This is a genomic window from Anabaenopsis tanganyikae CS-531 (genome assembly GCF_029891675.1).
Lineage (GTDB): Bacteria > Cyanobacteriota > Cyanobacteriia > Cyanobacteriales > Nostocaceae > Anabaenopsis > Anabaenopsis arnoldii.
The window spans coordinates 1-14,299 of record NZ_JANQDF010000108.1 but is presented as its reverse complement, the minus strand read 5'-3'; the positions used below and the strand labels follow the sequence as shown (position 1 = coordinate 14,299).

The window sequence follows — 14,299 nt, the reverse complement described above, 5'->3', positions numbered from 1 at the left end:
CTACTATTTGAGGTGCGGTGATGGTAACATTACCGGCGTTACCTGCGCCTTGGGTAAAGGCTTCTACTCCGGCTCCGTCGGAAATTTGGAATCTGGGGGTGTTGATGGTGATGTTACCGGCATTGTTATCTGTGAGGGTGAAGGCTAAAATGCCGCCCACATCTCTGTTTGATCCTCTGTCAAAAGAGATGCCTGACATCGCTACTTGTTCGGTTGCCGTAATTGTTATCACCCCTGCATCACCTTTACCGCGAGTATCAGCGGTAATCAAAGAACCGTTTTCCAGGCTTAAGGTGGAAGTGTTGATAGTAATACCCCGACTACTTCCTTCTGCTGTAGGTCTTACTCTACTAGATATATAACTACTAAATCCTTGAGGATTTTTCCCCCTGAGACTCACTCCATCAGTAGCTGTAATGGTTATCGCTCCGGCATTACCTTTACCAAGGGTACTGGCATTAATATTAGCTCCGTTTTCCAGGGTTAAGGTAGAAGTATCAATAGTGATAGCCCCACTATTTCCTTCTCCTGTACGTAGTACGGTACTAGCTATATAACTACTAAATCCTTGACTATTTTCCCTCCTGAGACTCACTCCATCAGTAGCTGTAATTTTTATGTATCCGGCATTACCTTTACCAGATGTACTGGCATTAATATTAGCTGCGTTTTCCAGGGTTAAGGTAGAAGTATCAATAGTGATACCGCCACTATTTCCTTCTCCTGTACTTAGTACGGTACTAGCTATATAAGCACTAAATCCCAGACGATTTTCCCCCCTGAGACTCACTCCATCAGTGGCTGTAATTTTTATGTCTCCGGCATTACCTTTACCAAAGGTACTAGCATTAATAAAACTATTCTTTTCTAAGGTTAAGGTAGAAGTATCAATAGTGATACCGCCACTATTTCCTTCTCCTGTACTTAGTACGGTACTAGCTATATAACTACTAAATCCTTGACTATTTTCCCCCCTGAGAGTCACTCCATCAGATGCTGTAATTTTAATAGCGCCGGCATTACCTTTACCCGAAGTATAGGCATTAAGATTAGCTGCGTTTTCCAGGGTTAAGGTAGAAGTATCAACAGTGATAGCCCCACTATTTCCTTCTCCTACCTGTTGTACAGTACTAGCTATATAACTGCTAAATCCTTGACTATTTTCCCCTGTCAGAGTCACTCCATCGGTGGCTGTAATTGCGATCGCTCCTGTATTACCTTTACCAAATATACCGGCATCAATAAAACCACCGTCTTTCACAGTTAAACTAGAAGTACTGATGTGGATATTCCCAGCATTTCCTTGGCCGAATACGCCATTAAATATGAATGAGTTATCCAGGGTGATTTTATCAGTATTATTAATCTGAATATCTCCCCCTTGGGCATCTGGTGAACCCATCCCCGGTGCTATCCCAGCACGCAGCTGACTATTTCCAGTTATCTGTAAATTTTGGGAATTTATTGTTATGCTCCCACCACCCCCAGCAGCAACATCAATAGAAGTACCATTACTGATGCTGATATTTCCCCTGGTGATATTTGTGGCTGCGCCACCCAAACTATCGGGAAAACTCAAACCCAAGTTTTCATGTATATCAACCCTTCCGGCTTGAGTTAAACCACCCAACTGTACTGTACTCCGCCGGGAGTTGATTTGAGTGTTATTCAGGCTGACATCACCCCCAATCAAAGCTAAAGTTTTACCCTCTGGAATACTCAGACGAGAATTAGTCAGGGTAATATTTCCTGGATGATCCCGAAATCTTAACCCATTGGGAACATTCACAGTTAATAACGGCGCTACTGTGGTATCTGTGCTACTAAACTCATAATTATCAAAGATAATACTATCCGCAGTGGCAGCCACAAAGGAACCTTTGACATCTAACCGAGCATTAGCACCGAAATTAATACCATGGGGATTAATTAAAAACAGGTTAGCATTACCCAACACTCCCAAGGTTCCCAAAATACTAGAAGGATTACTTCCCGTCACCCTGGTTAAAATATTACCAACATTATCGGGGTGACTAAAATAAACCCCTCTGTCAGCGCCGACATTAAAATCAGTGAAACTATGAAATAAGTTACTCCCACGGATGGCTCCCCCTTCGATCAGGTCACGGTTATTTACTGTATCATTCCTGACTGTGGAGTTTAAGCTATTGTCTGGTGTGAGTTGGGCGTTTACCATCTGCATATTTGCAGTAGTAATTAAGCCGATGAATATCTGAAGGAATAACTGATAACTGGGATGTTTGATTAACCCTGGAATTTTCATAACCTGGACTCCACAGAGAAATATAAACCGCTTTCTTGCCATGTTCTATCCTGAGATTTGACATGAATCAGGGGAATTCCCCAGTCAATACGAGCTTTTAACTGACCAGTCTGCCACTGCAGACCTAAGCCAGAACCCATCAAAGTATTAGTATTTAATTTAACTGTATGATCACTATTCCACCCGACCCCAAAATCTGCAAAGGGAATCACCGATAACACGCTTTCATTTTTGGATAGTCGCCACACAGGTAACTGAACCTCTGCTGTGACGACAACGCCATTATCTGTTAATAGAGCATCCTGACGATAACCCCGCACACTAGAAATTCCCCCGACACTAAACTGTTCCAATGGCACAAGAGTTTCTGTAGCTAACTGCCAATCAGAACGCAGCAGCAGTAACATATCACGTTTTTGATTTAAGGCACGCACATATTGCCCTTGTCCACGCCATGAAAAAAACCGACTATCGGGCAGCTGATTGTTAATAGTAGCATCAAATAATCCCACCCCTAAATTAAATTGAGAGTAAAAAGCTAATACTGAGGTTGGCTTGCGTGTTAGCCAATTCTGAGAGAAAGCAATTTTAGAAATCCGAGTTTTCCCATCATTATTAGCACCACGAGATATAGGAAAACCTTCCGCTTCCAGTTTAGTTTGGCTGTGTTGATGGGAAAAAATCACACTTAAACCGAATTCTTGATTAGGAGTTTGAAATAATGGTTGACTCAAACCAGCTTCGTAATAGCTAGAGTCGCCAGTAATATCGAGTCTGTCAAAGGGCGGCTCGGTGACGTTAGTTCTGGTCAACCCACTGGCTAATCGCAGTTTACCATTGCTGGGATTCAAGGGGATAGTGTAGCTCAAATCTATGACATTACTACCATCAGTGTTGGCATAACTCACAGTTAAACTATCACCATCACCGGAGACATTACCTTGATTAATTTTAATCCCCCGTCGCCATGTACCTACACTCGGAGAGCGACCGTTATTAGTAAAGATATCGATATGAAAAGTATCGGCTTCTGTCACGGTAACTTCTAATAAACTTAAATCTGGTCGCACTCCTGGTGTTAATTGTGCCGATATATTTTGAATTTGAGGATCGAGTTTCAAAAGTTGTAGGGCTTCTAGGATGCGATTTTGATTCAGGGGAGTTTGTGCAGCTAAAGCCAACCGGGAACGGATGTACTCCGGTCTTAAGCGTTGGGTTCCCCTAACCTTAATATCCTCAATACCTCCCTCTATGATTGTAACTTTGACTACTGCACCTTGAGCAGAAAGGTTTTGAGTTTCAATTACCACCCCAGAATTAACAAAACCATTATCAACATAAAACTTATTTAACCGCGATTCTACTGTTAGTAAATCAGCAAAGGTAATTTTTTGATCAAGAAAATCTTGAATTTCTGCCCTTAATTTCTCGTCACTAAAGGCCGTATTACCTAAAAATTCAAATCCTTGAACTTTAAATTGACTAGGAATAGCTTCTAGGGGTGCAGTATTAGTCGGGGGGGGATGGGTTTCGAGTGTAGATTCCTGTGTTATTATATCAGGCCTACCGGCGATTGGTGTCATCATCTGCTCATAGGTCTTGGCATATGCTGGATTTGTTATGACGACGAAAAATATACTACAACAGATCCTACCCAGCCAACCTCTCTTGATTTGGCAAAATACACCTTTACAGTTTTCAACATCTTTCAATGTCTGCTTTAAGACTGGAGCCATGTATTTACCCTGACCGTACGATTGTGCATGGTTTTTCCTTAATAAAGAATATTGTGTGTTTATAAGTATTTTTAGTATATAGCGCAACGTGGTTAAGTAAACAATATGAAAAATCCTCAAAATTCAATGTTTACGATATGATTTACTTAATCCTTTAAAGAAATCAACTCGTCTTGGGAGTGTCAAAGCTCCCCTACCCACCTTGGCTAGGCTAACACCTAGCTGTGTGGCTACTTTTGTTAAGATATTTGCAGCACCGTTACAGTCAGCGTTTACCAGTATCCCAGCAGAAGTTTTGTACAATCCGGGTTTTACCCTTTGACCTGACGGTTTCCATCCATTGGGTTTTTCACCATGTTTGTAGAGGCGATCGCCATCCAGGTAAGAGGCTTTTGATGTATACGCTTCTTCAGTCAGCGTTATTTTTATACCATATTCTGGACAAAGTTGTTTAAGACGTTGCGGGAAATGAGGAAACATGGGGATAAATCCCCTTGAGTCGGGTTTCATCCCCTCGCTAAAGCGTAGGGGTTCTCACGCTCCCACTATGTTTTGAGAGCAAGTTATTAATATCCTCTAACACCTGCATTGCTGACTCATATCTTTGATAGGAGTGGAGATGTACCATTTTATTTAATATTCTGGTCAATTCCTCAGTAGTATCCGCTAGTTCCGACCAATCTTGCCAAGTCTGCTCACCACTAGGAGATACTGCAGGAATAATGATGAAACCAGTTTTCAGATCCCTACCAAACTCTTTTTCTTGAGGATTTAGCCCTGTTAAGGCTTGTATGGCAATTATTCCCAAAGCATAAATGTCACTATTGAGTTTTGGTATACCACTCATTTGTTCAGGAGGTGCATAACCACGAGAAGCAAAGATAATTGAATCTAAGACATGGTTTTGGGCTTGCAGTTGTTTCACACCCCCAAAGTCAATTAAGACAATGTGTCCATCTGTTGTTCGCCTCATTAAGTTGCTGGGTTTGATGTCTTGATGAATGACATCATAGCTGTGGACAAAAACCAGTATCTGTAAAACTTCTGTGAGGATGTTGATGACTTCAGACCGTAAGTAACATATCCCGGAAGTTAACTCATGTTTCAAGGTATGACCTGGAATAAACTCCTGGACTAAATAAAAATTATTATTTTCTGAGAAAAAAGCTAGTAATTGGGGTATTTGTGGGTGTTTACCCAGGATTTCCAGAATATCTGCTTCGGTATGAAATAGCCGTTTGACTAGATTCAGATATTCTTTATCTTGACGGACAGGGCGCATCTGCTTCACAACACACAGGGGATTTCCTGGGCGTTGAATATCTTGGGCTAAGTAAGTTTCGCTAAATCCTCCCCGCCCTAAATTATTGATAATTTGATAGCGCTTTCCCAGTAATGTCTGGGTTGTGAGTAATTTTCCTAAATAATCAGGCTCTGGTGTGGGTGTGACAGTTGTTTGTTGTTTTTGCAACTCAGCAATTAATTCTTTTTGTGCTTGCAACAGTTGTATAATTTGTTTTTTCTCCCGTTGACTATCATGAGCGCTATAGGCCAGCACACTTACACTTGCAACTACCAGACCCAATGCAGGCGCAACCACGGGAAACCATCCGCCGTGGGTAAAAATTACAAAGTTACCCACAAATAAAACCAGCAAAGATGCGACTGACCGCAGTCCTAAGCTGAATGGATATCGCAGACGCCGGGCTAAATATCCCCCCAGTACAGACCATGACCCTATCCAGAGAACTTCAACCCAACCGGGTAAAAACCAAAACAGAGGCTGGTTATTTAAAACCGCACTCAGAATCTGACTAATCATGTGTCCATGTATTTCTACCCCTGCCATCCTACCGGAATTATCAGCTTTTCCAGTATTAAATGGGGTATTGAATATATCTTTTAGGCTCGGTGCTGTGGAACCAATTAAAACAATTCGGTCTTTGACTAAATCTGGTGTAATTTTACCTGCAAGTACTTGTGTAACAGTAACTTTTTCGGCAATGTTACCTGGGGAACGGTAATTCAGTAAGATTTGGTAGCCTCTGGTATCTGCATTTTGATAACCCCCAGAGTTACTTTTGAGGGGTGTAAATATCACATCACCTAATTGTAGTTCCTGATTCACGTTTGATTGCAGTGGAATGCCTTGCAGTGCTAAGTATTTCAGGGCTAACCTCCAACTTAAGGAATAGCTACTTTGGCAAATGTCAGACTTTTCCACTTTCACTGCTATGAGATTACGGCGAATCAAACCATCTGTATCTTCCACAAGATCGCTAAATCCTACCCGCCCGGGTTTTACTCCCGCAGGGGCTGCAATACCAGGCTCTCGAACATTGGTATGTTTACATATAGAAATAATCGAATCACTCCGCACTAAGCGTTGTAGAAGTTGTTCATGACCTGGTTGTACAGGTAAATCACGGAAGATATCTAAACCGATCGCAATGGGTTGATGTTCTTCGAGTTTGCTCAAAAGCTGATTGAGTACTTCACCAGATAAAGGCCAACCCCATCTTTGCAAATCCTCTTCGGTGATGGAGACAATTAATAAACGGGGATCTTTACCGGGATCAGTACGCATTTGCATCATCTGGTCATAGACCTTTAACTCCAGTACCTGTAATACTTGCAGTTTCTGCAATCCCAGTATTAACACTGTGGCAATTACAGTGCCAATAATCACTGGATACTTCAATATTTTTACTAAAAATTTAGTGATTTTTTTGATTAAGTAAGAGTCATCCACCATGATTGTTTACGTAATTTTTGCCAAGCCCAAATTTTAACTATTTCTGCTGGTCAGACTGAGAACTAGGATGATCTCCGCCCACCGATGATCAATAGTTTGTGGTGAAAGAGTCGGTAAAACCATGGCTAAAATCCTAGGTATTGGGGAAATTGAATAAACAGTATAATCATTTATATCATCGTGCTGAGAGGATGTTTTAAAAGTCAAAGTTAGTCAATGACCCACAGCAAGTTTTGCCGATCTCAAGGAGGAATTTAAACCCGCTAGCAAACAAAACTAGTTGGGTTCACTATCATTTGGCTCTGGGGTAGGTTCTGGGGTAGGCTCTGGGGTAGGTTCCGGGGTAGGTTCTGGGGTAGGCTCTGGGGTAGGTTCCGGGGTAGGTTCTGGGGTAGGTTCTGGGGTAGGTTCTGGGGTAGGTTCTGGGGTAGGAGTTTGTGCCGCAATGCTGAGTTGATAACTTAGTGGTTCTGATGCTGTGGAAGCAATTACAAACTGATAAAATCCCGATTCTGGTAATTTATTAACTAATAAATTACGTTCTGGAGAGTCTTCTAAAAATTTCACTTGGCCAGAAGGAGAATAAACCGAAAGTAAAACTTGAGGACTGGCTTCTAACTTCACTTCCATTAATTGATTTTGCGCCAGGTGAGCAATAAAAACTTTACCCCCAGTCGGGTCAACAGCTGATTGCAGATTACCTGTAACTGTTTTGCTGGTAGTACCTGGATCAAATAGAATTCTGTCTAAAGCCGTTCCAGAGACAATAGCGTTAAGTTTATCGCTAACAAACCCGTGCCAAACTTGTCCCATGGGTTGATTGATAAAATTTTGGCCTTGCTGTTGAGGAAATTGGTTGAAAAACGCAGGGTCAGCTAAATCATATAAAGAAGTCATACTCACATTGAGTTTGTTAACTTCCACTCGCCAAGCTTCCCGTTCTGCTGCTGTATAAGTTCCCAATTGTTGGCGCGACCTCGTACTCAATACAGCTACTTTTTCTAGTAATTGAGCGGCTGTTTTATCCCATTGTGCCCGCAAACTTTCATCTTGCGCTTGATCAGTGAGAGTGCGTCGCTGTAAACTGGGGTTATTGTCCCAAAATATTTGATCTACCAACCGGACGTAAAAGCTGGAATCAATTCCCAATTGTTGACGGCGATTGTTTAATCTTTGTTTACGTTGACGTTCCGCTGGGGAGAGTGGATCTGGGGGTGTCGTGGGTTGCTCAAGGGTGGGAGGGCGAGTAGGTGTAACTGTTTGTGGAGTGTGATCACTGCTAGTGAATCCCCACCAAATTCCCCCAGCTGTACCCGCAACTATGATTACTGCTACTAAGGCTGTTGCTGGTGTTAACCCGGATGTTGGTTCGGGAGATGATGAGGGAGATGGGCGCGGTGGGGGAGGGGGGGAAACAGCAACTGTAGCAGATGTGGGTGGGTTAGTGGGATATTGAGTTGGGGGATGACTCACTGATGAGGGGTTGAGAGCAGCTAAGACGTGAGCAGCTGAGTGATAGCGATCGCCTGGTCTGGGGGATAGCATTTTATCTAATATCTGTCCCAATACCGGACTGAGAGTAACTTCTCGTCGCCATTGCCAAGTTAGATTATAATTATCAATGAGTTCTGGCGGTTGTTTACCTGTCAATAAAACTAGGATGGTGACAGCCAAGGCGTACAAGTCGCTGTGAGTATACACCATACCTGTTTGCATCTGTTCTGGAGGTGCAAAGCCTATTTTACCTAGTAGGGTGGGTGATTGGGGGGATGGGGTTTTTTCCCCTTGGTAATATTGCGAGGCCACCGTTGCGGCTACTTGTTTCACGCCGCCAAAGTCAATTAATACCGGTAATTTGTCAGTACTGCGCAGGATTAAATTATCTGGTGAGATATCCCGATGAATGACCCCCATGGAGTGGATATATTTCAACACTGGCAGAATTTCTAATAACAATTGCCTAACTTCAAGTTCTGTAAATCGTAATCCTTGCTGTTTACGCGCATCTAATAAGGAACTATAAGTTTGTCCTTCTACATAATCCTGCACCAGGAACAGGTATTCCTGACCTTGTAAGTTAATTCGCAGTAGTTCCCGAAAGCGGGGAATTTGCGGATGTTCTAGCTTGTAGAGAACCGCCGCTTCTCGCTGAAATAATTCTTGGGCTTTTTGTGCAATATAGTCTGTTTGAACTTGAGGGGAAAATTCTTTTAAAACACACAGTTCACCGAACCGGTTCAGGTCTTCAGCTAAATAGGTACGTCCAAAACCTCCCTGACCGATTTGACGAACGATTACATAGCGATCGCTTAAAGTTACACCGGGTTGAATACTATTATTTATATACATAAGTCATTAGCTATCCGATTTTTACCTGACTGACTTGATCAGCTGCGATCGCATCCCAAAGTGTCTATAGGATTTATGCTGATCTGGAGCCGAATAAGTGCGGTCAAAACCACCATATACTAAACCACAATAGGACTTATACACGAGTTACTTTGACACTATAAACTAGATTGAAACAAATTTTTCTTGATTTAGCAGTGGAAAAGGAATGGGATATTTTAGCTGGTGGAAGTCGCACCAGACTATATTCATCTGTTTGTCAGCCTCAAACCAACCGACACACCACATTTAATCGTTAAAGCTTTTAACGGTTACAGTAGCAACTATTCAAGATTTCTTAATACCTGTTAAAACCTTTTTGTTAAGCATACAATAGGATAAATCTTGTTGAGTCGGGTTTCATCCCTATGCTTTAGCGTGGGGGTTCTCACACTCCCACTATGTTTTGATAGTTAAAAGCTCCGAACATGGACTAAGCCTTGCTCGGAGCCACAGTATTAAAGGGGTTGAGGACTAGATACTAGGACAAACTTCCCCCCTAGTCCTGAGGTTTTAGTAGCGGTTACGGGAACCGCCACCACCGTATCCTCCCCGTCCACCACCAAAGGAACCTTTATCCTCTTTGGGTTTAGCTTTATTCACTTTCAGGTCGCGTCCCATCCATTCCGCACCGTCTAGAGCCTCAATGGCTGCTGTTTCTTCATCGTCCGAACCCATCTCTACGAAGGCAAATCCGCGTACACGACCTGTTTCACGGTCGGTTGGTATTTGCACTCGTTTGACGGTGCCGTACTCTCTAAACACCTCAGTGAGGGCGTCTTGGGTAACGCTGTATGAAAGATTACCTATATAAATTGACATCAATGGTCTCCAAAATCACAAAAACGTAGAGATTTAGATTTCGGAGATAAGTCTGTAAATACCACAAGGAAAAAGCCTGTCAATACTAAAAACAAACGCTGTCGCCGAATTAATTCTCAACTCCAATTGTGGCACATAATTTTAATGATCACAGGAAAAGTGAAAAAAACTGTTATAAAAAGTTATGTTAAGGTAAATCTATATTTATGTCGTCTTGTCTACCCCCAGTAAGATAGATATTTGAGTCTTGCGGATTGGCAATATCAAGTCCCCCTACCCCACCTAACACACAGAAAAAGACCGCTTAGATATTGATCTCAACGGTCTTTCATGCTTGAATAATGGTATCAACGATGGGGTCTACAGGTCAGGAGGCAAAATCACCTGATCAATAGCGTGGATCACACCATTAGTACCCTTAATATCTACTTCAACTACGTTGGCATCATTGACCATCACCCCATTAGAACCAACGGAGACCCTTATGGCTCCCCCTTCAAGGCTTTGCACTTCCCCAGATGACAAATCAGTAGATAGAACTGTGCCACTGACTACGTGGTAAGTTAATAGCTTGAGCAAGATTTCTTTATTCTCTGGCTTTAACAAGTCTCTGACAGCATCTTGTGGTAATTTGGCAAATGCTTCATTGGTGGGAGCAAAGACTGTTAATTGATCTCTACCTTGCAAAGCTTCCGTTAATCCCGCTGCTTTTAATGCCGCCATTAAGGTGGTAAACTTAGGGCTAGACTCTGCTAGTGCTAACAAGGTTTTGTTTTCAGTTTGAGTTGTGGGTGGTGTGACCCTGGGGGTGGTGGGTTGAGTTCGAGGTTTATTACGGTTATAGGGAAACTCATCAAAAATACTGGGTCTAGGATTAAGTGTTCCACCCCCAGCTTGTGCTAGATTATTGGTTGCTTCATTGGCTAGAGATGGTAAATTGAGCAAAAGGCTAACACTGGCTAACCCAACTATTCCCGCAAGATTGGTCAAAAAATTGCTGTAATTTGCTTTCATAAATCTTTTTAGTCCTTCTTAATATAGGTGACATTAAAGATTTATAACACTTCGCTATGCAAAATATATAAATCCAGCAGCAATATTTTTAGTGCAAATAACTATGTAAAATTATCACTTATGCTTTTAAACACCTGAGATAATTTCCCAGAATCCATAATAAACACTTTGTACATCCTACTTGGTTTCCTAGCACCATGGCTACAGTCCTGACTAACAGACAGAATCTCCTATTTCCTCCATAAGATTTTTGCTAAATTGCTGACTTGCTCAGGAAAATTACCGGAAGTGAAGATAGAATAAGAGCGTTGTAGAATTAAACTCTTGAAAATATAGGTTATGCTGGAATTATATCAGTGGGAAATATCTCAATATTCAGAGAAAGTACGGTTGATTCTAGATTACAAAGGGCTAAATTACCGTAAAATAGAAGTTACCCCCGGAATTGGACAAATAGATTTATTTCGGCTGACTGGACAAAGACAAGTGCCAGTTTTAAAGGATGGTAACAGATATATTGTTGATTCTACTGAAATTGCTAAGTATTTAGATTTAGAATATCCCGATCGCCCACTCATACCTCAAGATTCTCGACAACGTGGTTTATGCTTATTGATGGAAGAATGGGCAGATGAATCAATCGGTAAGAAAGCAAGGGTAGCTCTTTTTTCTGCTATTAGTCAAGACCAAAATTTCCGCCAGTCTTTATTACCTAATTCCACACCGGATATATTTAAAAGTCTAATTGCAGGAGTACCTGGTGATGTGTTGACTGTTTTGGGCTTTGGGGTCGGTTATAGTCCAGATGTGATTAAATCGGCGATCGCGGACTTGAAACAAGACTTAGAAGCACTAACATTATTATTGGCAGATAGTCCATATTTAACCGGTGATGAGCCGACTTTAGCTGATTTGACAGTGGCGAGTTTATCAATATTACTCAAGTTCCCAGAAGTCCCCTATTTAGACTTACCCGCAGGTATCAGAGGTAAAGGTGTACCTGGTTTAGCTGATAATCCTGATTATCAGCCATTTTTTGACTGGCGCGATCGCCTGTATACTCAATTCCGTAAACCATTAATCGCAACCCCACCAACGGGAAATGCACCCACTTCTATTCAAATTGAATAGGTGATGGGATGATGGTGATTAACTTTGTATTATTGGCTGGTTGGGTTATGGAAGTTAGGAACCACAGATGAACACAGGAATCTATAAGTTATTCAAATGAATTCTTCACAACCATTAGGTTCGGTTATCCAAGGTTCTCTGACTGGGGGGTTAGAAGTAAGATTACACCCGGATATTTCTGTGGAAGATATGCGGGTGGGTAAATTCTTGGTTGTCCATGGATTGCGATCGCGTTTTTTCTGTATGCTGACAGATGTAGCATTAGGAACTTCTAACCCCCGCATTCTTGCTAATCCCCCGGGTTGGGAAGACACTTTTTTACGGGAAGTTTTAGCTGGTAGTGGTACTTATGGTACTATCAACCTCGCCCCCATGTTGATGTTTACCCCTGAGTCTGATGAATCCTCAAATCATAGTACCAATGGTTTGGTCAAATCGCCAAATGGTTTAGCCTCATTTCAGCCCCAAACTAGTACTACTATGGAATTGCTCCCAGTAAAAACAATTCCCAGTCATTTCAGCCAAGTTTACGAAGCAAGTGAAGAGGATTTTCGCCGGGTGTTTGGTTGGGAAGATGACCCCCACAGGCGGAATTTTTCTGTGGGTAAACCCTTAGATATGGATGTACCAGTTTGTATTGATTTAAACCGCTTTGTTGAGCGGAGTAATGGGGTGTTTGGTAAATCTGGAACTGGTAAATCTTTCCTCACACGCTTACTTTTAGCCGGAGTCATCCGCAAAAATGCGGCGGTAAATTTAATTTTCGATATGCATTCCGAGTATGGTTGGGAAGCAGTAGCAGAAGGGAAAAATGTTAATACTGTTAAAGGCTTAAAACAACTATTTCCTGGTAAAGTGGAAGTCTACACCCTTGACCCTCAATCTACAAAGCGTCGGGGGGTGCGGGATGCTCAAGAATTATATCTGAGTTATGAGCAAATCACAGTTGAAGATATTAAATTATGTAGTCGAGATTTAGGACTCTCGGAAGCAGCTTTAGATAACGCCAGTATTTTACACAACGAGTTTGGTAAATCTTGGATTACCCAATTGTTTAAGATGACCGGTGAGGATATTAAAATGTTCTGCGAAGAAAAGCCAGGACATCCAGGTTCTATCACCTCTTTACAGCGTAAACTCTTGCGCTTGGAGAGTTTGAAATATATGCGGGGAGTTTGTCCCCAGAATTATATTAGTAAAATTATCCAGTCTTTGGAAGCCGGGAAAAATGTAGTCATAGAATTTGGTTCCCAATCCAATATGCTTTCTTATATGTTGGTGACTAACATGATTACTCGACGTATTCATGAGGAATATGTCAAGAAAGCAGATAAATTCTTACACAGTAAAAATCCCTGCGATCGCCCGACACCATTAATGATTACCATTGAGGAAGCGCACCGGTTCCTTGATCCGTCCATTGTCCAAAGTACAATTTTCGGCACTATCGCCCGAGAACTGCGAAAATATTTCGTAACTTTGCTAGTAGTAGACCAACGTCCATCGGGAATTGATAATGAAGTTATGTCTCAAATTGGCACACGCATCACCGCTTTGCTGAATGATGAAAAAGATATTGATGCCATTTTTACCGGTGTATCTGGTGCGGGTGGTTTGCGCTCAGTCTTAGCCAAATTAGACTCTAAACAACAGGCCTTAATTTTAGGCCATGCCGTTCCTATGCCCGTTGTGGTCAAGACCAGACCCTATGATACCACATTCTACGCCGAAATTGGTGATCCCGCTTGGGAAGAAAAGCCAGATGCAGAAGTATTTGCTGCTGCGGAAATAGCTAAAGCAGATTTAGGTTTTTAGTGCAACTTTTAAGCTAATCAAAGCGATTAAACTAGATTAACTACGGCATCCGTCAATTCTGACTCCTCAGAAAGCATGATTTCATCATGGGTCACGGTGAAGGCAGTTGCTTGCAAAGCACACAATAAAATATTGCGTGCGCCATTTACATCACGAGAAATCTGTATTCCGCAATGTGAACATTTAAAAACTTTGTTTCCACCTAGTTTATAATGAACATGACCGCAGTTACCACAGGTTTTTGATGTATATGATTCGTTGCAAAGAACGACTATTACACCTTTCCTTTGTGCAGCTTGCTTGAGATGTCGCTCAAATTTGTAATGGGAAAGAGTCAGCATTTGCCGTACAGAC

General features: G+C 41.9%; 10 protein-coding genes and 1 pseudogene. 3 read left to right on the top strand and 8 right to left on the bottom strand.

Annotated elements, in window-relative coordinates; translation table 11 throughout:
• The 5 genes from NWP22_RS11065 to NWP22_RS11045 form a co-directional block, all read right to left on the bottom strand.
• The coding region (locus NWP22_RS11065) for a two-partner secretion domain-containing protein (RefSeq protein ID WP_280801887.1) at positions 1 to 2,284 on the bottom strand (2,284 nt) is incomplete at its 3' end.
• Positions 2,281 to 4,020 carry a ShlB/FhaC/HecB family hemolysin secretion/activation protein gene (locus tag NWP22_RS11060; protein WP_280801886.1) on the bottom strand — a complete coding sequence of 580 codons (1,740 nt, stop codon included), beginning with the start codon at positions 4,018 to 4,020 and terminating at the stop codon, positions 2,281 to 2,283. The genes NWP22_RS11065 and NWP22_RS11060, both read right to left, overlap by 4 nt.
• 123 nt (positions 4,021 to 4,143) lie before the next feature.
• Positions 4,144 to 4,500, bottom strand: a complete 357-nt coding sequence (locus NWP22_RS11055; RefSeq protein WP_334310757.1) for a zinc ribbon domain-containing protein — start codon at positions 4,498 to 4,500, stop codon at positions 4,144 to 4,146.
• Between the two features lie 37 nt (positions 4,501 to 4,537).
• Positions 4,538 to 6,775, bottom strand: coding sequence for a CHASE2 domain-containing serine/threonine-protein kinase (locus NWP22_RS11050; RefSeq protein WP_271733208.1), 2,238 nt, complete (start codon positions 6,773 to 6,775; stop codon positions 4,538 to 4,540).
• A 276-nt stretch (positions 6,776 to 7,051) separates the two neighbouring features.
• The gene (locus tag NWP22_RS11045) at positions 7,052 to 9,124 is read right to left on the bottom strand and encodes a protein kinase domain-containing protein (protein WP_280801885.1); all 2,073 of its coding nucleotides are present in this window, start codon (positions 9,122 to 9,124) and stop codon (positions 7,052 to 7,054) included.
• Between the two features lie 164 nt (positions 9,125 to 9,288).
• On the opposite strand from NWP22_RS11045, the pseudogene NWP22_RS11040 reads away from it, so the two are divergent.
• Positions 9,289 to 9,457, top strand: a pseudogene (locus tag NWP22_RS11040) (transposase); the annotation flags it as partial.
• 219 nt (positions 9,458 to 9,676) lie between these two features.
• Here NWP22_RS11040 and NWP22_RS11035 read toward each other — a convergent pair.
• Positions 9,677 to 9,985 (bottom strand): RNA recognition motif domain-containing protein, encoded by a 309-nt coding sequence (locus tag NWP22_RS11035; RefSeq protein ID WP_280801884.1) that lies wholly within the window; start codon positions 9,983 to 9,985, stop codon positions 9,677 to 9,679.
• A gap of 360 nt (positions 9,986 to 10,345) precedes the next feature.
• Positions 10,346 to 10,999, bottom strand: a complete 654-nt coding sequence (locus NWP22_RS11030) for a fasciclin domain-containing protein (protein ID WP_271730840.1) — start codon at positions 10,997 to 10,999, stop codon at positions 10,346 to 10,348.
• Between the two features lie 339 nt (positions 11,000 to 11,338).
• Here NWP22_RS11030 and NWP22_RS11025 point away from each other — a divergent pair, with 339 nt between their 5' ends.
• Together NWP22_RS11025 and NWP22_RS11020 are read left to right on the top strand one after the other, a co-directional pair.
• Entirely contained in the window at positions 11,339 to 12,130 is a 792-nt protein-coding gene (locus NWP22_RS11025) for a glutathione S-transferase family protein (RefSeq protein WP_271730842.1), read from the top strand.
• 96 nt (positions 12,131 to 12,226) lie between these two features.
• A complete protein-coding gene (locus tag NWP22_RS11020; protein ID WP_271730843.1) occupies positions 12,227 to 13,945 on the top strand; it encodes a helicase HerA domain-containing protein in 1,719 nt (572 codons plus the stop codon).
• A gap of 26 nt (positions 13,946 to 13,971) precedes the next feature.
• Here the strand turns inward: NWP22_RS11020 and NWP22_RS11015 are convergent.
• Positions 13,972 to 14,299: zinc ribbon domain-containing protein (locus NWP22_RS11015; RefSeq protein WP_280801883.1), on the bottom strand; the 328-nt coding region annotated here is incomplete at its 5' end.